This window comes from Phormidium sp. CCY1219 (genome assembly GCF_035615515.1).
Taxonomy (GTDB): domain Bacteria; phylum Cyanobacteriota; class Cyanobacteriia; order Cyanobacteriales; family Laspinemataceae; genus CCY1219.
On record NZ_JAJENT010000228.1, the window covers coordinates 1 to 22,409 of the forward strand.

Below are 22,409 nucleotides of genomic sequence, written 5' to 3' on the forward strand. Positions count from 1 at the left end.
GAAGATTCCGACGATGATATGGAAGATTCCGACGATGATATGGAAGATTCCGACGATGATATGGAAGATTCCGACGACGATATGGAAGGGTCAGAAGGCGACGACGATATCGAAGGGTCGGAAGGCGACGACGATATCGAAGGGTCGGAAGGCGAAGATACCTTGCCCGAGAATGTCGGACCGTTTGAATCGGGATTTTTCATTGTCGATGAAAGCGGCGAGGTGAGTCTCGACTATCTGTATGACGGTGGTGCATATAAAGGTGAAGTAGCCATCTTCAGCATTGAGGGGATGGAAGAGCTAGAACCGGGGTCGGAAGAATTCATCCAAGAAGCGGCGCGGCGATCGCTCACTGGTTCGGAACTCGGTCATGTGGTGATTCGAGACCGGATCGAAGGAGCGCAAATGACCGAACCCCTCGGCGACTACTTCAATTACGATGCCGATAGTTACCAGGGCGAGAAGAACTTTGCCATGAATCCCGGGGATGCCTTTGGGGTGATGCTGGTGCCGGCGGGTACGGTGCAAGAAGCATTCGATCGCCCGGGGAGTTTGGGTGCGAAACGTCCGTTATTTTCCTTAGCAACTGCCAATCCCGAGGATGGGATGCAAATGGGTCAGGTGTCGGATATGACCGGCGATGGCACGGTATTTGCGATGGAAGATCTGCGCGTGGATCGCGGGTCGGATCGGGATTATAACGATGTGATGTTCCGGGTATCCGGCGCGAAGGGACGCGCCCTGCATCTGGATGAAGCGATCGCGCCGGAGAAAGATTGGCGCACATCCGAGGCGGGGGAAGCATTCCTGGCGGATATGGAAGCGGCGATCGCCGAGGGCGACGATGACGCGGATATGCCTCTGATACTCGAGCCGATTCCCGACAGTTCCGAGGATGACCCAGAGGAAGGCCCTGGGGAAGAAGCGGTAGAAGAGTCTGAGGATGGCGAAGTCAGCGACATCGAAGATACCGACAGTGAGGATACCGGTGAAGGGGAAACCGAGGAGGATACCCCGGAAGCATCGGTTCCCGGCGAACAGATCGACGGTGACGAAGGGGATAACGCGATCGCCGGTACGGAAGGCGACGATTATATCCGAGGAATGGATGGCGAAGATGCGATCGAAGGCAGCGAAGGCGATGATAACCTCAACGGAAACGTTGGGGAAGATACGGTTGCCGGTGGCGCGGGGGATGACGTGGTGCATGGCGGCCAAAATGACGATGTTATCTTCGGCGAAGACGGCGCAGACGAAGTGTATGGCGACCTTGGCGATGATACTGGGTTAGGTGGTGAAGGTAACGACACCGTACTTGGTGGCGAAGGGGTAGATAACATCAATGGCAACCAAGGCACGGATGAGCTCAACGGCAACCAAGGGGACGATACCGTGTATGGCGGTCAAGGAGATGATATCGTCCGAGGTGGCAAGGACAATGACATGCTCTATGGCGACTTGGGCAATGACGTGCTCTATGGCGACTTGGGCAACGATACCCTCACCGGCGGTCCGGGTGAAGATGTGCTAATCGGCGGTGAAGGGGCAGATACCTTCGCGTTAGCAGCGGATAGCGGTACGGATGCGATCGTGGATTTTGTCCTCGGTGAAGATACTCTGGGATTGTCTGGTGGTTTGACCTTTGATGACCTGACGATTACCCAAGGTAGCGCGAGTACGGATCCGACGCTGATTCAAGTGACGGAAACCGAGGCAGTCTTGGCCTCTCTGACGGGGGTACAAGAAAGCGATCTGACTCCGGAGGCGTTTTCGCTGATTTAATCGGCGTGGAAATCGGCGCTGATTGCGTTCTTATACTTAAGTGCTGAATACTCTATTGCCCCGATTCGCATCTGTGGATCGGGGTTTATTTAGAGAGAGGGGGAGGGTTGAATTAGTGAATATTAACGGGTCAATTTTGGCGGTCAGTTCTTGACAGATAAACTTTTATAGGGTAATGTTTATCCGGCAATTTGAGCGACGGGGAAGAGGGGGAGGGTAAAGGAAAAGGTGCTGCCTTCCGAGACTTTACTTTCGACCCAAATGCGACCGCCATGTTGCTGTACGATTTGCTGACAGATGGCCAATCCCAGACCGGTGCCGCCATAGGTGCGGGCGTCGTCGGGATCCACTTGTTGGAAGCGCTCGAATATGGTTTCGAGTTTCTCTGCGGGGATGCCCCGTCCTTTATCGATAACTTGGAATAAAATTGCGCTGTCTTGTAGGGAGGCGGTGAGCCAAACTGTGGAACCGGCGGGGGAAAATTTGATCGCGTTACTTAAGAGGTTGGTGAAGACTTGCTGCAGGCGATCGCTATCGGCCCACAAGCTGAGGTTGAGCGGTTCGACGGCGATTTTAATCTGGGTTTTTGCCGCCATTCCTTGCATGGTTTCTGCGGCATGATTCATTAAATCGGCGGCGTTGCAAGTTTGCTTGACGATGGTGGTTTTGTCAAAGGTAATCCGCTGGATATCGAGAATATCGTTGAGCAGGCGCAAGAGGCGATCGGTATTGTCTACGGCAATTTCGAGCATGCGTTGCGATTTGTCCGGTTCGGCGGTGAGTAACCCGCTAGAGAGCAATTTTAACGCGCCGCGAATCGAAGTGAGGGGGGTTCGCAGTTCGTGACTGACCACGGAGACAAATTCATCTTTCATGCGCTCGAGCGCGAGGCGATCGCTGATATCTTTAAAGGTTAGTACGGCTCCAACGATTTCGCCTTTTTGCCGCATGGGAGTAATGAAGTATTCTACTGGGAAACAGGTGCCGTTTTTTCGGGAAAATTCTTGGTCGGTGACGTAATGAACCACGCCGCCATCGAGAGTGGCATCAATTAAATGGTTGAGATAGGGGCAGACATTGGTATCTGTCACAGAGGGGAATAAAAAGGTTTGCAGGGATTGACCGATCGCTTCTTTCGATTCATAGCCCAGCATTTTTTCGGCGGCGCGATTGATGAAAGTAATTTTGCCCTGTTTGTTTAACCCACAGATGCCTTCTCCCACGGAATTTAAAATTAGTTCGCTTTGCGGGCGAATGCGATCGAGGGTGGGTTCTGATGGGGCGTATTCTGACCTTTCCATATCTGTACTCAACGCCGATAACTCTGCTGGATATACCATCGTGTCAATAGAATTGCAGATACCTTTCAGGGTAGCGCGATCGCCGATCGGCGATCGCGGAGTGGGGAGTTGCATGTTGGGCCAGTGGGGTAAGTCGTGACAGGGACAAGTCATGGGGGACATTCCAGCGGTGGGTAGGGGGATGGGCATCGAACAGCGGGCACAATCTAAGATTTCCCACCTTGGCGTCAATAATTCGGCGATGGTTTGCTCGGTTCCTTGCAAATAACAGATTCCCGATGTGGGCGATCGCAAGGTTTGCCAGAGTTGTTGGAACTCTGTGCTGTAGGAGTTGCCGCAAATTATCGATTTTGGCGTTTTCGCGATCGCCCCGTTGTCCAGCCAAACGGTTTGACCGAGTTGCAGCCAATCGGCGAGATATTTTTTGACTCGAGACTGAGATGCCATCGCTGCCTTCCACCTGCTTGTACCACGGCAAACCCTCCTCATCTTCTGAAGATTTAAGAATATTTTAAAACTTTTCCGCCCTAAAAGCTAGGAAAATTTATTAAAATTAATATTTTTTATGGTTCAACGCCACCCCCCGGACAAAGGAGCCGGGAAAAACAGACTGGCAAGGGTTCAGCAACGATCCCCGGTGGCTTTAAAGCGCTTCAAGGGGGTTCGCCGAGAGAAAGTCACGGACAATACTAGGGGGAATCTCCCCAATATGCAAAGATGTCTTGTGACTCCCTCGGCGGGGTTGATTCCATTGGAATTGCGAGGGATGACAAACGAAATAAATTGATGAAAAATGAGTAGAATTACCCTGGTGTCAATTGCCAAAATAAGCATTACCCCCGGTTCGCTACCCAATTCTACCGCCACAGGGCCGACGCCGATCCCACTGCACACCCTCGCAAATGCCTTTGTGGATCCGGAACTGTCCCCGGGTCAGTCAATCTCGCCGGCGCGGACTTTTTCCCGGATGCACTCCACCATCGCACGCAGGAACACCATCGTCTCCTCGTCGGGTTCGCTATCGTAGTGTCGCCAGTAATTGCGCGCCACCAATAAGGCGGTGCGAAGTTCGGTTAAAGATGAGGGGAGAATCCCTTTGCGAAAATACTTCTCAGCACAGCGATCGCCCACTTCGATGCACGCTTGCGGTGACTCCCACACCCGATACCCATCAAAGGTCAACGCAAACAGGTTCAACAAACGCCATCGCGCCATCGAAAACGGAATATCCGCCAAGGTCAATTCCTGATTGGCAATCGGATGCAGCAGCAATTTTACTAACTCGATCCACCGGGTTTCTATCCATTTCAAATCATTATGATGACACACGCGATCGAATATCCAATCCGTGTCTATCAAACTCATTTCCATGCTAATTTCTGCTTGCCGCCGGGAGGTGTGAAAAATAATCGGACATTGTGGCGGTTTCGTCGCCAAATAATCCACCACATCTTTGCCAGTACCCGGGTCAAAAAACTTTTCTTGGCGCGTCCAACTGGTTCCTAAATTATAATCCAAACTAATTAAATCGCATTTGGCTAAATTATCCGAGAGCCAAGCGATCGCATCGGGAGCTGTATCGAAAAATACCGACGACCAATCCGGAAACAACTCGTTGATATGCAGTCGCATCAGTTCTAGGCGCTTGGAATTATCCTCCAATACCACAATCGTTTTCGCTCGATTTAAACGACTAAAACGCGGGGTATTGCTTGACAACCAAGCCATTAATTCGATAGAATCTTTAAAACACACAGAAGACCACGCCGGGAATACCTCCTGCAGTTGTTCGCGAATTATTTTTTCACAATGAGAGCTGTCATCTAATACAATAATCATTCGCGAACAAGGTGGGGTTAAAGGGGGGGGAATGTCCCCATTAGCCTCCAGGGCATTACTTCCCTTACGCTTTAATTTATTCACGGTGGATTTTAATAATTTCGCGATCGCCCCCGCCCACTCATTTTGGATCCAAGCCCCATTTTCCGGGGCATCAAGGGGGGAAATGGGTATCACCCGTTCCACGGTCCAATGGGCCGCCACCAGGGCCATTTCCATGCCAATTTCCGCCTCGCTGTTGGCGGTGTGAAGAATCACGGGACACTGGGGCGTTTGGGTGACGAGATAATTCACCACATCCCGTCCAATTCCCGGGTCAAACGGTTGACCATTGCGTTCCCAACTCGGCCCTAAATCGTGGTCGAGACTGATGAGAATGCACTGGTGGAGGTGTTCTTTAAACCAGGCGATCGCCTCTGGGGCATTATTGAAAAAAATATGCTCCCAGGCGGGAAAAGAGTCATTGAGGCACTGTTCCATTGCCTGGATGCGCCCTTGATTATCCTCTAAAATTGCAATCGTAGCCGCCATAATAACCCTCGCCAACTCTGGGTTTCTATAATCAAAAGTATTCCCAGTGTGGGGTCTGACCTATCAGGCGTAGGACCCTAACTTGCTCAGGGCATCCCTGGTGACGCCACAGAACCGCCACTCAGGGAGAATTTTCGCGCCAATGCGAGTGTAAAACGCGATCGCGCATTCTACCTCTTGTTTTATGCTTGCACCATCAGCTTTTCAGCATGAGGACGCAGTATCGGTATGCGTTGCCCGATATTGCTCAATACCTCCCGAATATTAGGGGCATCACTATGCAGTGTTGATGGAACCTGGCGTTCTGTCAAATCCGTTAAAATATTTAGGATTAATGTGACCAAATGTTCGTCAGCATTATTCAGCAAGCTCAAAAGCTGTTTAATATCTTCTTTGGCTCCCAGCCAATATCTTGCCGCCAGTAATTCAGCTTTCACGCTGAGGGAAGGCTCTAATTTCACATAAGTTTCCAGTTTGGATAAAATTTGGTTGGTGCCTAACAGCCCCAGGGAGTTTGCTGCATAGGCTCGCACTGATTCATCTTCGTCAGAATCCCGGAGTGCAAGTTCAAGGGATTCTATGGCTTCAGCGCCTCCTAAATATCCCAGTGCTTCTGCCGCTGATGCGCGAACCAAAGGTGAAGGATCCTGTCTTAATAACTCTCCAATCAATTCAATGGCTGGGGTATATTGAAGTCCACCAAGAACCTCGACGACTTCAGATATTACCAACTCATCTTCATCATTCAGGATTTCCATTAGCGCTGCACCAACACTTTCGGTTTCGTGGATTCCCACATATCCCAAGGCATATGCCGCATCCCCCCGAATATCTATATCGGGAGACTTCAGTAACTTTACTATCTTCGGTGCAGCTTGATAAACTTTTGCATCAATTAGATCGAGCAATGCTTTGGCTTGTCGTCCCACATCATCTGAATCCAAACGCTCTAGCAATTCCTGAATACTCTTATCGTTCATGGCTTTTGTATGCATTATCTCTGATTAGATTTCGGTTGAGTAGATTAAACATTTCAAGTCACTGCAAGTGGACAAGAATGTTCGGTTTAAGATTGAGCGATTCCCCCAAGGTAATCGGGTGTTATTCCTGTGGCACTTACAATGACTTTGAGCGGTTTAATTATATAACTAGGTGCTTTGGTTACTGCTATCGGCAGCCTCGGCAACGGCAAGCTTTTTGAGTGGTTTTTATTCTCATTTTTTCTGGCTTGTGCGATTTAATTTTGCTTAATACATTAAAATCTCCAGTGCTTCACAAGCCTCTTTAGCCTTACCTCCTCCTATTGGTGCATAAGCTTCTTATAAAAGACTGGTATCTGATATTTTACTGTGAAATTAACTTTTTAATTTTACTTTTTTTTGCAATGGTGGCTATCAATAATCATAGCTTGGGACTCTCCTTTTTGTCTAGAAGATAATTGACAACTCTCCCTCGTCCTAAAAAAAGGCGCTTCCCATTTCCCAAGCCGATCGCCCTATCTGTTGTACGAAAAGGATTAAATTTGCTAATAACAAGTTAGCAATATCCAACAATTGCAGAGGCAGAGGAATTCAGTTGCCAACGGTGTTGACGACGTACTAAATTGTAAAATGACTGGTAGTGTAGAATCGCGTCAATCGAGATATGCCAAAATATGTAATGTGGCGGAATTACTGCGAAAATGTTACGGAAAAACACGCCTTCTATCGACAAGCACATTTAGATGGAGTTGCCAAACAAAAAGAAGCCGGGTTGGTAATTACCATCGAACCGACACAAGATTTAACCAAAGTCTTTGGGGTGTACGAAGCAGCAGACGAAGCCACAGTAAGACAGGCGATAGAAGCAGTTCCGTATTGGCAAAATGGTATTTGGACGGAGTATGAAGTCAAAGAGTGGATTCAAGCATTTTAACATTTATGTATGGAGGGAGTTCGGCACGGGGTTAATAAATTCCGATGGAGCGATGTATTTTAAAAATAGAAAGGGAAACAGTCCAACTCGTAAAGGAGTTTAAAGCGAATGATGAAAGTTAAGCACTTGAGTGTAGATTCATTTCGAGGAATCGAGAAGTTGACGTTGGAGTTCGAGCCAACCGAACCAACGGTTTTAATTGGAGCTAACGGTGTTGGGAAATCGAGCATTCTGGATTGTTTAGCTATTCTTTTGTCTTGGTTTACAGCGCGGTTGCAAAATCCCCAGAGTTCCGGACGTTTGTTTAGGGAAGAAGATATTAAAACCGGTTCAAAAGAAACCCATAACGAAATTACAGTGATGATAGATAGCCATCCAGTCAAATGGTCTCGCACTAAAGCCAGAAGCGGCTGCAGGAAAGATACCAGCAGCAATCTGGCCGAGTTAAGAAAAGTGGTTAGCGACATTCACGAACGTTTGGATGAAAACCCCGAGACTGCTTTACCGATCCTGGCGTACTATCCAACCAATCGTGCGGTATTGGATATTCCGTTAAGAATTAGGAAAAAGCATTTTTTCGAGAACCCGATCGCGGGGTATGAAGAGGGACTGACCGGAGGTGCGATCGCCTTCAGGCGGTTTTTTGAATGGTTTAGAGAACGCGAAGATTTAGAAAACGAACGACGGCTAATGGAGTCGATCCATTATCGCGATCGCCAGTTAGAAGCTGTCAGACAAGCCATTTCACGACTGTTGGACGGCATAGAAAACATCAGAATTCAGCGATCGCCATTGCGAATGACGATTTCCAAACAAGGGGAACAACTCAGCGTCAGTCAACTTTCCGATGGAGAAAAATGCTTACTTGCATTAGTTGGCGATTTGGCAAGACGTTTGGCGATCGCAAATCCCGACCCCGACACCAATCCCCTCAACGGGAGCGGTGTTGTGTTCATCGATGAGATAGAATTGCATCTTTACCCAAAGTGGCAACGAGGTATTATTCCTGCTTTAACTCACACTTTTCCCAACTGTCAGTTTACCGTCACGACTCATTCTCCCCAAGTTATTAGTGATGTTGAATGGGTACAGCTTTTAACGATGACATCAGAAGGAATTGTCGCCGAAAAGCTACGCTCCTTTGGCAAAGATAGCAATCGCATTTTAGAAACCCTCATGGATACGCGAGAACGTCCGCCCGAAATCGAGGAAAAATTTTTGGAACTATTTCGCCTGATTGATAGAGGAGAACTGGACAAAGCCCGCCAATTACGTCAACAGCTTGCCGAAAAATTAGGCTCGGACGATCCAAAATTTGTGCGCGCCGATGGACTGATTCGCAGAAAAGAAATTCTCAACCGATGAAATACATCAAGAAGGGAAATGAACCTGAAGAATTTACCCAATGGAAGGAAGCACAACGGGAGAGCGGGGTCAATTGCGATTATAAAAGCCTGCAAAACCCGCAAAAGGGTTTGCTCCATGCTGCTTTACTGAGCGAACAAGGCTATATTTGCTGCTACTGCTGTCAGCGAGTCGATTCCACGACCAGCTACCTTGAACATTTAGAACCTCAAAGCGAAACCGATCCAGATTTAGCTCTGGATTACACCAATCTACTCGCGTCATGCGGTAGAGATCCGAATTGGCTCAATCGCTGTGGTAAGAAAAAAGGCAATCGTCACATTAGTGTTTCGCCACTGATGGTAAATTGCGAAGCCTTTTTTAGATACTCAGGCGACGGAGAAATGCTCCCAACAGAAGAGTCAGAAAAGACTGAAGCTGTTGCAACAACTATCGATATTTTTGGACTCAACGATTACGACCTCAGACAGGCTCGTATGGAGGCAATTGATATATGGATAGGAATCACCGAGACAGAAGCACAGCTTGTAGATCGAGATTTTCAGCAGCGAGATGACGATGGAAAATATCAACCTTTTTGTCCAGCAGTTTTGTATTATCTCCAGGAGTATTACGGAGTCTAGAAACGGCAAATGTATCTAATTTGGCCAGGGAACGTTGGAATCTGAAATGGAGTGAAGCAGCTAAGCAAGCGGGCCTCTTAGGCTTGCCTTACTGAGGGGAGGGGGTAGCTCTGGAGAAGCTTTCCCAGCGCGCGCCGGAACGGGACAAAACTACTTATAGCCTCACGTTAAAAACCAATACTAGGTTACCTCTGTTTTATACGGTTGTTTGCCCTGGATTGAAGGGAGAATTTTTTTCACTTAACGCCCGACGGCATTAATTATACATAAATCGAGCCAAGTTATACAAAAATGCAGCACCCCTTGACAGAAAAAATGTCCGGAGTGAAACTCCGATCGGGGGAAGCGGATGAGTATTATGACTGAGGCACAATAAAGACAATCCCGAGTAGGCTATTGAAGCCATCATCGTCCGCGATCGCATCCCTAAACCGAACCCATCCAAACCATTGGCCCCCCAGAGAAAATTTCGCGATCGCGATTCCGCCTCAGAAACGCCACCACACTGGCTGAGTCTCCGGCACGCAACCCGGGCCATATTTTGCCACAATTGAGTCTCCTAGCCGCAAAAAAACCACGCTTGTGCCACAATTAAGAAAACCAACCCTTATCCCCGGACTCCGCCACCGCGTCACCCCTCGGGGGAACTTCCATTCTCGCCAGAATACTGCGGATCCGGTTGTATAGTAGCAGAATACAGACTGCACAGTGATTGTCAAACCAGGGAGATCCAGCCGTGCGACCCGATCTACAAGACTTACCCATCACCTCGCGCGAACTCAAGCGATTGAGTGGCGTCGATATAGAAGCAGTTATCCACTTTTCTTTCCCCACCCTAATTGCCCTAGATTCGGGCAGCGAATCCCCATTTTTCATCCGACATTTACCCCATTTTTTTACCTTTATCATCGGCTTGAGCTATGGGACGCTGATGAACCGACTGCAGCTCAACTTTCCCGCCAGCTTTCTGTTCCTTTTACTCGAACTTTTCCTGGGAATCATCGCCAGTAAACTCATTCAATTTTTCTGGGTGAAAAAGTACGTTACCCAATCCCTTCCCGGATTGATTCGCGACGTAGAGCGATTCAACGGAACCATCAAAGCAATCGACATCAACGATCGCCTAGAAGAAGCCGGCAACCCGGACGTGCATATACAAAATCGGGAACAAGTTATCGAAGCCCTGCAACTCACCCGCGAAGACTTAATTCGCGCCTTAAAAACCGAGAAAATCCTGAGAAAAAATCGAAAATTCATTGCCAGAAACCCGGAAATATTTGCCAATAACTTAACTGCATTAACCGCATTACAAGTGAGCGATCGCGCCACCGAACACGGGCGACTGCTCAACGAAGCCCTCCAGATAGCCCTCAGCGCCAACCAAGAAATGGGAAAAATATCCCAAACCCCAGAACCAACCGACAAATTTTGTTAAAATATCCACCAGGGACGCAGCATCCTGCGCGAAAGTCCCTCGGCTGCATGACAGAGAAATTACCTCATAGGAGCATCGATCTGTGCGACGCGATTTACAGGGATTAGAAATCACCAAAGGCGAACTCCGACGCCTCAGTGGCGTGTCCGTAGACGATTTAATCCGACCTTCCACCCTAGAAGCAGGGGAAAAAAGGTCGAATTTTTTATATAAAGAAACTCTCGTGGTTTGTTGTTTAACCATCATTTTATTTGTCGCCTCCTTAATCGTCGGCGACTTAATTGCATGGCAAGTTAAGGGATTGCCCATCGACCTCGCCTTTCCCAATCGTCCGCCGTGGGTGGTGCTGACCGCTATGGCGATCGCCACCTGTTTGAGCGCCATTTTAACCCGCTTGCTGTGGCTAAAAAACAACACCAATAAAAGCGACTCCCTCCTCGGACTCCTCGATGACGTAGAAAACTATAACGACCTGATCAAAGCCATCGACCTCAACGACCAACTCGAAGAAGTGGGCAACCCCGGAGTCCAACTCACCAATCGCGAAGAAATCATTGACGCCTTAGAACTCACCCGCCAAGATTTACTGCGCGCCTTAAGAACCGAAAGAATCCTGCGGGAAAACAAAAACTTCATCCAACGCAATCCCGAACTATTTGCCAACAACTTAAACGCCTTAGAAGCCTTGCAAGTTAGCGACAAAGCCAGCGAACGCGGACGCTTGCTCAATGAAGCCTTGCAAATCGCATTAAACACCCAAGGAGAACTGCGAAAAATGCAGAACCGCCGCCCCCATTACTAACAAAAAATCCGCCGCGATCGCCCCCCGGTTTTCTCAATCCCCCGCGAACCGGTTTTATCTGGGTGAGCATTTCTGGCAAGATGAGAAAATAGCAACCTCAGCATTCCGATAAAATATGACTACTCAACCGAAAATAATCGTTCTCGATGATGACCCCACCGGGTCCCAAACGGTTCACAGTTGCCTGCTGCTGACCCGCTGGGATGTAGAGACCTTGCGCGAGGGGTTGCGCGATCGCTCTGCCATCTTCTTCATCCTGACCAACACCCGGGCGCTGACCCCAGAACAAGCAGACGCCATCACCCGGGAAGTTTGCCACAACCTCAAACAATCCCTAGACGCGGAAAACATCGAAGATTTCCTCATCGTCAGTCGTTCCGACTCCACCCTGCGCGGCCATTATCCCATCGAAACCGACGCGATCGCCCAAGAACTCGGCTCCTTTGACGCCCATTTTCTCACCCCAGCCTTCTTTGAAGGAGGACGCATCACCAAAAATAGCACCCATTATCTGATCGTCGATGGCGTCGAAACCCCGGTCCACGAAACCGAATTCGCCAAAGATTCCGTCTTCGGATATCAGCATAGCTACCTTCCCGCCTATGTGGAAGAAAAAACCCAAGGTCGAATAAAAGCCGCCGACGTGGAACGATTTGGCATCGCCGATATGCGTCCCGCAGGCGAAGCAATGAACCCCATCTCCACCGAAGAACGCTTGATGCAACTCTCGGACAACCGATGCTGCGTCGTCGATGCCGAAACCCAAGCAGACCTCGATCGCTTCGCCAGCGATGTCCTCTCCGCCGCCAGCAAGGGCAAACGCTTCCTCTTCCGCAGCGCCGCCAGTTTGCTCACCTCCCTCGCCAAACTCGGCCCTCAACCCGTCCCCGCCGAAGATATGGGGCAATTCGTCCGCGAAGGCAAACCCGGGGCGATTCTCGTCGGTTCCCACGTGAAAAAAACCACCCAACAGTTAGAACGTCTCCTGGTGGATACCTCCGTCATCGGTATCGAAATCGATGTCTCTCATTTACTCGAAGAGTCTGCGACTCAGCGTCAAGCATTGCTCGACAAAATTCTCAAAAACGTCCATCAAGCCCACAATGACGGTAAAACCCCGGTCATTTACACCAGTCGCGAAGAACTGGTTTTTAATGACGTCCAAACTCGCTTAGCATTTGGGGCAGCCGTGTCTTCTTTATTAATGGATGTGGTGCGCGGTTTGCCAAAAGATATTGGCTTTTTAATTAGCAAAGGCGGCATTACTTCTAATGATGTTTTGAGTACCGGTTTGGCCTTGACCACCGCCCGCTTACTCGGTCAAGTGTTAGCCGGTTGCTCCATCGTCCGCACTCCCGCCGAACATCCTCAATTTCCCAATTTACCCGTGGTTCTCTTTCCCGGCAATGTGGGCGATGTGAATGGTTTAGTTACCGTTTATCACCGCCTCAGCCACCAAAGTTAACGCTTTTTTATTCCGAGTCTACCGCATTTTCCTTCCCCGAACATGCGGTAGACTCACTCACTGATTAATTATGGCGGATAATTCATTCAAAATCGCCGCTTCTTTCTCTGTGCTTTCTAACCATTATGAATCACCCGCTCGATAGTCGCGCTGCTGAGCAATCCGAGAAGGCAGCACATCTGCATCGACAGGCAAAACTGAATTGCGATCGCGCAGAATTGACCACCGCGATCGCCCTGTGCCAGCAAGCCATCAAACTGCAACCCCATTGTCCAATATATTACCACACTTTAGGCCAAATTTTCCACAGTTTAGATAAAATTTTCCCCGCACTTCGCTGTTACGATAAAGCCCGCAACCTGCAACCGGAATTAATTCCCGCCACTGCCTACTTTACCCTCGGCAATGCCCTGGCACAACGAGAGCAGTTTGATGGGGCGATTCAGTGCTACCAAACTGCCTTGCAAATTAATCCCAATTATCCTGAAGTGTATCTTAATTTGGGCGTTATCCGGCGAAAGCAGGGAAACATTTATGCGGCGGTGACATGCTATCGGCAAGCGATCGCCCTCAATCCGCACTTCGCCCTAGCCTATTTTAGTTTGGGCAATGCCCTGATGCAACAAAAACAATTGGATGGGGCGATCGCTGCCTACATCGAAACCCTATTCATTCAACCGCAATTCGAGGACGCTTACCTCCAATTATGCTACCTTTTTTTCCAAAAAGGCAGCACAGAATCCGCCCTAGCTTGCGCCCTCCACATTCTTCCCTTTGAGGAGATTAACGCATTTTATTCCGGGCCGTTACTCCCCCTGAAACTTACCTCTTACACCCATCCTTCTCCGGCGATCGAAGTTGTCCCGATTCAGCCTAAATTTTATTATTATCTTTCTGCGCCAAAAACCTTCGAGAACTCTATTCATCGGTATTTTAAGTGGGAAGCATATCTCAACCCAGAAACCTTTGTAGCAATTCTTAACAACGGACGCGCTTGGGGAGATGCCCACAACACGGCTATTTTTACAGCGGATGGTGGCTGTTTGGACGAAGTTTCTCAAGGGAGTGCAGAAGCGATCGCCGTTTCTCCCAAGTTACCCCCGCCCACACAAATCGATGGAACTGTTGCCTTTTTAACCGTGCGCGGCGGTCGAACCTATTATCATTGGCAAGCAGATTTGCTCCCGCGCATTGAATTACTGCGTCAGAGCAATATCGACTTCGCTGCCATCGACTTTTTTGCCGTCAACAGTTGCGATTTGCCCTTCCAGCAAGACAGTTTGCAGTTGCTCGGTATTCCCCCAGAAAAGATTATAGAAAGCACCAAACTACCTCACATAAAAGCCAAGAAATTGCTGGTACCTTCCTTGCCCGGTCAAGTGGGTTTAATTGCCAAGTGGAGTAGCGAATTTCTCCGAGAAACCTTTCTCCCGCAAAAAGCCACGCCCAAATTAGACCAACCGCGCCGACTCTATATCACTCGCCAAACGGCCAGCTATCGACAGGTGGTGAATGAAGAAGAAGTGGTGCAGTTTTTAAGTCAGTATGGATTTGTCAAAATCTCCCTCGAATCGCTTTCGTTTGCGGAACAAATTGGCTTGTTTGCTGTGGCGGATGCGATTGTTGCGCCCCATGGGGCGGGACTGACGAATGCAGTGTATTGCCAAGCGGGTACGAAAATTATAGAAATATTTTCGCCCACTGGGATTTCGATTAATTATTGGTTGCTCGCCAATGTAGTTGGGTTAGAGTATTATTATTTATTGGGAGGCGATTTGGAGGCGTATTACTCGCGCTCTGAGGAAAGGCGACGCTACTACACTCATCCGCTTTACGAAGATATTTGGGTGGATATTTCGGCGTTGGGCAAGTTAATGAAGTGGGCCGAGATGGGATAAGGGAATGACACAGCCGGGAAAGTTTTTCGGGGGAAAGGGAGAAAGATGGCAGGGAAAATGGGGGAGTGGAGGCGATCGCCCCCGCCAGAGAGGGGGCGAAGCAGGAACCACCGCCCAAGATCCCTCCCCAAAAATGCTATAAGTGGAATTTTCAGATGCTAATATCCTAGGGGGAGAACAATGAAGTAAAATCCTTATCTGGGATTACAATAGGACATTTAGCGCCATGACTTCCGATACCTCAGTGTCTTCCACCGATTCCACTGTTTCCGAAAACCGCGAATCCGAAAACCGCGAAGACGATTCCACTGTTTCCGAAAACCGCGAAGAGGCTGCCGAAACTGCCACAGAAGAAACTGATGTGGTGAAGCAAGCGGAAGCGACACCCACCTGGCAAGTCCGGTTTAAAACCGATAATAGGGGACAACTGCTGCTGGTGTTGCCACCGGAAAACCACACTCAGAAGGAAGAGAATAAACAATCTGCAACGGAGTGGAAAGAGATTTGGCAACAGCTAAAGCATCGGCTCAATGCCGGCGATCGCTTTTGGCAACCCCACTCGGCGGTTAACCTGCTGGCGCAAGATCGGTTGTTGGACGTGCGACAATTGCAGGCGATCGCCGAAGCGCTCAAAGAGGTCAAACTCGAGATGCGCCGCATCTACACCAGTCGCCGACAAACCGCCGTTGCTGCTGTAACTGCAGGCTACTCCGTGGAACAACGGGCCACCCTCGACGCCTTCAATCCCGCCGCCCATGCCCCCACCGCCAAATCCCTCGCCGATCCGCTCTATCTGGAAACCACGTTGCGATCGGGGGTCGAAATTCGCCACGCCGGTAACGTGATCGTCATCGGCGATGTCAACCCGGGGGGAACCATTATTGCCGACGGCGATATCCTCGTCTGGGGGCGTTTAAGAGGCATTGCTCAAGCCGGTGTCAGCGGCAACGCTCGCTGTATCATCATGGCATTGCAGATGGAACCGACCCAAATTCGGATTGCCGACTTCGTGGCCAGAGCACCAGAAGCCCCACCCGAGTTTTATCCCGAAGTGGCTTACGTTTCCCCCGAAGGGATCCGCATTTCCCGCGCCAGCGATTTTTCCAAGACCCAAGCCCTCTCGCAATTTAGCTAAGTTGTGGTTAATGATTCGCATGGCTTACCCTCATCATGCTAAAGTAAATGCGCTAAACTCGATCCAGCCATTCTCGTGCCACGGCACCACCGTTGAACCCTAAACAAAACTCAACCGCTAAAAGGTCAATTTCCCCTCATCCCTGTGGGGAATTGAAACCTTCAAACCAAGGCACGAGAACCGCGAATCGGTCCGCCAGCAGTTAGAAAAGTGAGTCATCCTGTTACATGAGTCGCATTATTGTCATCACGTCGGGTAAAGGAGGGGTGGGTAAAACCACCACTACAGCCAATATTGGAATGGCTTTGGCAAAACGGGGTCATACTGTTGCTGTCGTGGATGCCGATTTCGGTCTGCGAAATCTAGACTTACTTCTGGGATTGGAAAACCGGATCGTCTACACGGCAGTGGAAGTCATTGCGGGTCACTGTCGCCTCGAACAAGCGTTAGTTAAAGATAAACGACAGCCCCAACTTGCCCTGCTGCCTGCGGCACAAAATCGCATGAAAGATGCGGTAACGCCCGCACAGATGAAGCAGATCGTTAGCGAATTAGTCGATAAATTTGATTTTATTCTCGTAGACTGTCCCGCCGGCATTGAAATGGGCTTTCAAAATGCCATTGCTGCCGCTGAGGAAGCGATTATCGTCACCACCCCCGAAATCGCCGCCGTCCGCGATGCAGACCGGGTGGTGGGCTTGTTAGAGGCTCACGATGTCAAGAAAATTAACCTGGTGGTTAACCGCCTCAAACCGGCAATGGTGGAATCGAATGATATGATGTCGGTCGAGGACGTGCAAGAAATTCTGGCCATTAACCTGCTGGGCATTATTCCCGATGACGAGCGCGTGATTGTTTCTACCAATCGCGGGGAACCGTTGGTATTATCGGATAATCTCTCGATGGCGGGGGTCGCTTTTGATAATATCGCTCGCCGCTTGGAAGGAGAAAAAGTTGATTTTCTCGATCTGCGCGTTCCTCAAGAAAACTTCTTTACGTGGCTACGCAAAAAATTATCGGCTAAGATCGTTTAAGGCTCTACCACCCCCCAAGCACCATGATTAGCGAACTCATCGAAAGACTTTTCCCGAAAAGCAGCGACGACAACAGTCGTGAGGAAGTCAAACGTCGCCTGAAACTGGTGCTGGCTCACGATCGCAGTGACCTCAACCCAGAAACCGTGGAAGCGATGCGCCAAGAAATCCTCCAAGTGGTCTCTCGCTATGTCGAACTCGATATCGAAGGATTGGAAATTTCCCTGGAAAACAACCAACGCGCTACTGCGTTAATTGCTAACCTGCCTATCCGACGCATCAAAGAAGAAAATCCCGCGTCTTCTAGTTCGTGACCCTCAGCACCGTTCGACCTCTCGTGCTTATGCCCCCTTTGCTCTTATAGCTCCCTTCTGGTAACCCTCACTCCTCAATGCTGGCCTCTCTCCGAGACCAGTGAATTTGTCATGTCTATGGGGGAAATATTCTCGTTTATCTGAATTGCTGCATTGATTTAAACTGGATAAGTCTTGGAATTGAAAAGGGTTTAGTGCCGATAAAAATTGCATTTTATTGGTAATTTATTGTGCTGGCCGACAAACCTCGCTTCGACCTCCATCGGATTTAGCACTTGATGCAGGCACCCACGCGGCGATCTCTAAGGGGGTCAATGATTGCGCCTCCTACAGGGTCAAGAGGCGATCGCTTCACTCATTTTCTCTCTTTTTTCGCCAAAAAATTCACAAAACTTTATCCGTTTTCTCCTGATAGTTGGAGCGAACGCTGTAGCATTATTTTTCTTTTCTAATTCTAACATTGATGGAAAAAAATAACCAAGTTTACCGCGCACAATTCGGTTGTTTTGAACTTGTGTTACCCTTGAATCCAACGGATAATTTTGCGCCCAAAAGTTCCGAAAATATGTTGGAATTTTCTGCTCAAACATTTTATTTTATCCCCGCCGCTGCAAGTTCCTTTGCCGAGTCGCGCACCGGTTGCTGTGAATTGTCCTTGGTTATTCGTCCAATGAGGATGGGTGTGGGCGATCGCTCTTGGCTCATCTGTGCTTGGCGAGCAATCGCTCAGTTGTTTGAAACCTACATCAGCCGAGGGATAATTTTTGGGCTTCAGAAAGGTGATGGTTTGAGATACAATAAATGTGGGGTATAACCCAGTAAGTGTTTCCCCCTGATTGAAGAGTAGCGCAAGGGTGTGTCAGCAAGTCTCCCAATTTTTTGTGAAATACAACCCCTGCATCTGATGCTTCCACTTTTGCTCTCGAGCTGGCTACTGATTGGCTTGGGGGTTGAGGAACCTACTCTGGAGCCGTGCTGGTCAAATTGGCATCAATCCGATCCAGCGTTCTCGTCCCAATCCCCTAGCATCGCAGACCCTCCTCATTTTCCTCATCATCGCGGTAGCAGTAGAATACGCGATTAAAATGGAGTGGTGGGTCGGTATTTCTATTTCTAGAACTCTCCCAACTGCGGAATGCAAGGTGTTGAGAGCGGTAGAAACCAAGGCGACGCCTCCGCCACAGCATTGCCGATGGTACACCTGAACGCCTCAGCTCTCTTGTCTCCCGAGAGATTCTTCCGCCAGAGTTTCAAATCCTCGCTCATCCCACAGGCGGCACATTTCTTGCTGAAGTATTAAAATTTCTGGAAATCGCCAAAAATACGGCTACACTAAAGTTTGATTCTTGCCGTAGATGGCTTCCCTAGGAACTAGCAACCGGATTGCATTTCCGAATTTTCGTTCCTCCCAGGGCCGAGGCATTTGTTGCTGAATTATTAAAATTTCCGGTAATTGCCAAAAATGCGGTTACACTCGAGTTAAAGTCGATGATTCGATTGTCGCAGGATGTTTTTCAGGAGTATCTATGAACGGAATTTCCTACGCTACCACCACAGCGATCGCCACCAGTGTTGCCCTTTCTTTGGTCAGCGCGCCGGCAATGGCGTTTACCATCACCCAAAATAATAGCACCCAAGATTTGCTCGACGCTCTGCTCGGAGATACCACGGGACTGAGTAATTTTTCTATCTCAACCACCGGTGACGCCAATGCATTTGGCTTGTTTAACGATGACCCCTTCGACTTGGGTTCCGGTATCGTCCTCAGTACGGGAAATGCGATCGTTCTAGCGGGTCAAAACGCCGAAGATGGTGGAATTATCGCCGATTTTTCCACTGTCCCCAACGATCTCAGCACCGATTTCGGTACAGAAGGCGCAGAAGATGACGCCATTTCTCTATCAATTAGTTTTGATGCGGATACCTCAGTAGACAAACTCTTCTTTGAATATGTGTTTGGCTCGGAAGAGTTTGTCGAGTTTGGTGGTTCCACATTTAACGATTCATTTGAACTGCTCTTGAATGGAGAAAATCTCGCCACCCTCACTGATGGACAATCCGTCACAATTAACCATCTCGTGCCCGATCCAGAAGGTTCCTATCACCCCGATTTCATTTCTAACCCCACGGGAAGCACTACAATGACAAAACTCGATGGGTACACAAAACCGCTGACTTTTGAGGGGCTGGTCAACCAAAATGCGACCAATACCCTGACCATAAATATCAAAGATGTGGGCGATGGCTACCTGGATTCGGCTGTGTTTCTCAAAGGCGGATCTCTCGGAACCCAGCTTCCCCCAAATGCGGAGCGAGTTCCGGAACCGGGAGTTTTGTTTGGCTTAGCGATGGTGACGGGTATGACGTTGCTCAAAAAGTTCAAACCCCAACTGTGACGCAATCGGGTTGGTTGGGGCTGGTATTGAATTGACCCTTTAACCAGACAGAGCGAACTGCACCAGCGATCGCCTGCACGAGTCATCCCCAGATTGACATCCAACTCCTTTTGCAGGTTTCAAACAGTGTTCTTCGAGGCTGATTTGGCGACGATCGCCTGTGGTGGCTGCACCTTTTACCAGTGGTTCTCTCCTTCCCCATCGCGTCATCCCTCCTCACCCGAGCATTTTGCCCCACAAAGCTACTCCAGAAGTCGCCATTTCTCTCTAAAACCGCGATCGCCACCCCCCAGAGTCTCTCCCCCTCATCCTCCAACCCCTAGGCGATCGCCCCATCCAACTCCCCCATTTTCTATCAAAGCTGGCGGATCCAAGCTGCCAGCTTGGCTAAATATTACAGATTGTGAATAATTAATCAGCAACTTGCAGAAAACAGGGAGGGCGATCGGCCAATAGCAACAGGCAGATGGCCCCGAGAAAAAAACGAGCGATCGCGCTCGATGCGATTGAGAATTGTACGGCGATCCCGATTGATGATACCCTAAAGGGTGGCAATTTTAGCTGGCTCGGAGGTCAGCCAGTCGCTGTACCGGAGGTCAGCGTCGGGATAAAAACCGAGCGAGTAGTGTTAAAATTGCTTTCGCTTTCGCAGGGTTGACTTTCCCCCGATACGGTAGGGCTTCTACCGACAACCGGAGCTGACCGGTAGGCATCTGCCGCAAGTCCGCAGTTTCCAACGTTGAAATAGAAGGCCCTAAAAAAAGCAAGCCTCCTGAATGGAGAAGCAGATTTTTAAAGTGGGGGTGGGCGTCTCCTCACTATAATAACTCGAACCCGGTAGCCAGTGGTAAAACACTTCCGGTGGGAGAAGCCCGCACCGTATGCTTGCATCGGTGTGAGGAGTACGTCACTGCGAAGTCAGATTGTCAGAGCGGATCCGATATAGCTGAATTATCAAGAAAGACGCAAGCATGGTAGCCACCGCAGAAAAAACAAACGTAGGATACATTACCCAAATTATTGGACCGGTTGTAGACGCTAAATTTCCGGCAGGCCAAATGCCGCAGATCTACAACGCTTTGACCATTAAAGGGCAAAACGAAGCCGGACAAGAAATTTCCGTCACCTGTGAAGTGCAGCAGCTACTTGGGGACAACCAAGTGCGCGCCGTTGCCATGAGCGGGACCGACGGATTAGTGCGCGGTATGGAAGTGGTAGACCAGGGGCAGCCGATCAGCGTCCCCGTGGGCCAAATGACCCTAGGCCGAATTTTTAACGTGATTGGCGAACCCGTAGACAACCTTGGGCCAGTCAACGCCGAACAAAGATCGGCCATCCACCGGGCAGCCCCGACCTTAACCGAATTAGAAACCAAGCCCTCGATTCAAGAAACCGGCATCAAAGTCATCGACTTGCTAGCTCCCTATCGACGGGGCGGAAAAGTCGGATTGTTCGGTGGTGCTGGTGTGGGTAAAACCGTCATCATCCAAGAGCTGATCAACAACATTGCCAAAGCACACGGTGGGGTATCCGTGTTTGGTGGTGTGGGCGAACGCACCCGCGAAGGGAATGACCTTTACAACGAATTTATCGAATCCAAGGTCATTAACGCCGAAAACCTCAGCGAATCGAAAGTGGCCCTGGTGTACGGTCAGATGAACGAACCCCCGGGTGCGCGGATGCGCGTTGGGTTGTCGGCGCTGACGATGGCGGAATACTTCCGCGACGTGAACAAGCAAGACGTGCTGTTGTTTATCGACAACATCTTCCGCTTCGTGCAGGCGGGGTCTGAAGTATCCGCCCTGCTGGGTCGGATGCCTTCTGCTGTGGGATATCAGCCCACCTTGGCTACGGAAATGGGCGAACTGCAAGAGCGGATCACCTCCACCACCGAAGGGTCGATTACCTCGATTCAAGCGGTGTACGTACCCGCAGACGACTTGACCGACCCGGCACCGGCCACCACCTTCGCTCACCTGGACGCCACCACGGTGTTGTCCCGGGCGTTAGCATCCAAAGGGATTTATCCGGCAGTGGATCCCCTGGGTTCCACCTCCACGATGCTGCAGCCCAACGTGGTGGGTGAGGAACACTACAACACCGCGCGGGAAGTGCAAGCCACCTTGCAGCGCTATAAGGAACTGCAAGACATCATTGCGATTTTGGGCTTGGATGAATTGTCCGAAGACGATCGCCTGACTGTGGCGCGCGCCCGGAAGATCGAGCGGTTCTTGTCTCAGCCGTTCTTCGTGGCAGAAGTGTTTACCGGTGCGCCTGGTAAGTACGTGAAGCTGGAAGATACGATTAAAGGCTTCCAGATGATTCTGTCTGGCAAACTTGACGACCTGCCCGAACAAGCTTTCTATTTGGTGGGCGATATAGATGAAGCGATCGCCAAAGCTGAAAAACTGAAAGGCTAATTGCTCAATCGTGCGATCGCTCCTGAGTTTGGTTCGCCACTCCGAAGCGATCGCACCCCCAAGCAAGTAACGATTTACAAAAGTAGCGACAACTTTAGGATTTTCTCTTAAAGGAGTTGGTAGAGGCACTTTGATAATGCCTTTAAGAGTTCAGT

Annotated in this window: 17 protein-coding genes; 14 read left to right on the forward strand and 3 right to left on the reverse strand. The window is 49.6% G+C overall.

Annotated elements, in window-relative coordinates; genetic code table 11:
- The coding region (locus tag LKK83_RS02130) for a DUF4114 domain-containing protein (protein ID WP_324629135.1) at positions 1-1,782 on the forward strand (1,782 nt) is incomplete at its 5' end.
- A gap of 179 nt (positions 1,783-1,961) precedes the next feature.
- Here LKK83_RS02130 and LKK83_RS02135 read toward each other — a convergent pair.
- The 3 genes from LKK83_RS02135 to LKK83_RS02145 all read right to left on the reverse strand — a co-directional run bounded on the left by LKK83_RS02135 (position 1,962) and on the right by LKK83_RS02145 (position 6,433).
- Positions 1,962-3,530, reverse strand: coding sequence for an ATP-binding protein (locus LKK83_RS02135; RefSeq protein WP_324629137.1), 1,569 nt, complete (start codon positions 3,528-3,530; stop codon positions 1,962-1,964).
- A gap of 486 nt (positions 3,531-4,016) precedes the next feature.
- Positions 4,017-5,453: a cyclic-phosphate processing receiver domain-containing protein gene (locus tag LKK83_RS02140; protein ID WP_324629138.1), complete on the reverse strand. Its 1,437-nt coding sequence runs from the start codon at positions 5,451-5,453 to the stop codon at positions 4,017-4,019.
- Between the two features lie 182 nt (positions 5,454-5,635).
- Positions 5,636-6,433 carry a HEAT repeat domain-containing protein gene (locus LKK83_RS02145; protein WP_324629139.1) on the reverse strand — a complete coding sequence of 266 codons (798 nt, stop codon included), beginning with the start codon at positions 6,431-6,433 and terminating at the stop codon, positions 5,636-5,638.
- 664 nt (positions 6,434-7,097) lie between these two features.
- Here LKK83_RS02145 and LKK83_RS02150 point away from each other — a divergent pair.
- The 13 genes from LKK83_RS02150 (at position 7,098) to atpD (ending at position 22,254) form a co-directional block, all read left to right on the forward strand.
- Complete coding sequence (locus LKK83_RS02150) at positions 7,098-7,367, forward strand: YciI family protein (protein WP_324629140.1); 270 nt, start codon at positions 7,098-7,100, stop codon at positions 7,365-7,367.
- A 108-nt stretch (positions 7,368-7,475) separates the two neighbouring features.
- Complete coding sequence (locus LKK83_RS02155) at positions 7,476-8,732, forward strand: AAA family ATPase (RefSeq protein WP_324629141.1); 1,257 nt, start codon at positions 7,476-7,478, stop codon at positions 8,730-8,732.
- The gene (locus tag LKK83_RS02160) at positions 8,729-9,355 is read left to right on the forward strand and encodes a retron system putative HNH endonuclease (RefSeq protein ID WP_324629142.1); all 627 of its coding nucleotides are present in this window, start codon (positions 8,729-8,731) and stop codon (positions 9,353-9,355) included. Before LKK83_RS02155 ends, LKK83_RS02160 begins: the two co-directional genes overlap by 4 nt.
- Positions 9,356-10,091: 736 nt before the next feature.
- Positions 10,092-10,790, forward strand: a complete 699-nt coding sequence (locus tag LKK83_RS02165) for a hypothetical protein (protein ID WP_324629143.1) — start codon at positions 10,092-10,094, stop codon at positions 10,788-10,790.
- An 82-nt stretch (positions 10,791-10,872) separates the two neighbouring features.
- Positions 10,873-11,592 (forward strand): hypothetical protein, encoded by a 720-nt coding sequence (locus LKK83_RS02170; protein WP_324629145.1) that lies wholly within the window; start codon positions 10,873-10,875, stop codon positions 11,590-11,592.
- A gap of 115 nt (positions 11,593-11,707) precedes the next feature.
- A complete protein-coding gene (locus tag LKK83_RS02175) occupies positions 11,708-13,057 on the forward strand; it encodes a four-carbon acid sugar kinase family protein (protein WP_324629146.1) in 1,350 nt (449 codons plus the stop codon).
- 125 nt (positions 13,058-13,182) lie between these two features.
- Positions 13,183-14,955 (forward strand): tetratricopeptide repeat protein, encoded by a 1,773-nt coding sequence (locus LKK83_RS02180; RefSeq protein WP_324629147.1) that lies wholly within the window; start codon positions 13,183-13,185, stop codon positions 14,953-14,955.
- Positions 14,956-15,181: 226 nt separating this feature from the next.
- A complete protein-coding gene (gene minC, locus LKK83_RS02185; RefSeq protein WP_324629148.1) occupies positions 15,182-16,090 on the forward strand; it encodes a septum site-determining protein MinC in 909 nt (302 codons plus the stop codon).
- A 227-nt stretch (positions 16,091-16,317) separates the two neighbouring features.
- A complete protein-coding gene (gene minD / locus LKK83_RS02190; protein WP_324629149.1) occupies positions 16,318-17,124 on the forward strand; it encodes a septum site-determining protein MinD in 807 nt (268 codons plus the stop codon).
- Between the two features lie 23 nt (positions 17,125-17,147).
- A complete protein-coding gene (minE, locus tag LKK83_RS02195; protein ID WP_324629150.1) occupies positions 17,148-17,438 on the forward strand; it encodes a cell division topological specificity factor MinE in 291 nt (96 codons plus the stop codon).
- A 460-nt stretch (positions 17,439-17,898) separates the two neighbouring features.
- Positions 17,899-18,252, forward strand: coding sequence for a hypothetical protein (locus LKK83_RS02200; RefSeq protein ID WP_324629151.1), 354 nt, complete (start codon positions 17,899-17,901; stop codon positions 18,250-18,252).
- Positions 18,253-18,964: 712 nt separating this feature from the next.
- A complete protein-coding gene (locus LKK83_RS02205; protein WP_324629152.1) occupies positions 18,965-19,834 on the forward strand; it encodes a choice-of-anchor L family PEP-CTERM protein in 870 nt (289 codons plus the stop codon).
- A gap of 971 nt (positions 19,835-20,805) precedes the next feature.
- Positions 20,806-22,254 (forward strand): F0F1 ATP synthase subunit beta, encoded by a 1,449-nt coding sequence (gene atpD / locus LKK83_RS02210; protein ID WP_324629153.1) that lies wholly within the window; start codon positions 20,806-20,808, stop codon positions 22,252-22,254.
- The last annotated feature ends 155 nt before the right edge of the window (positions 22,255-22,409 follow it).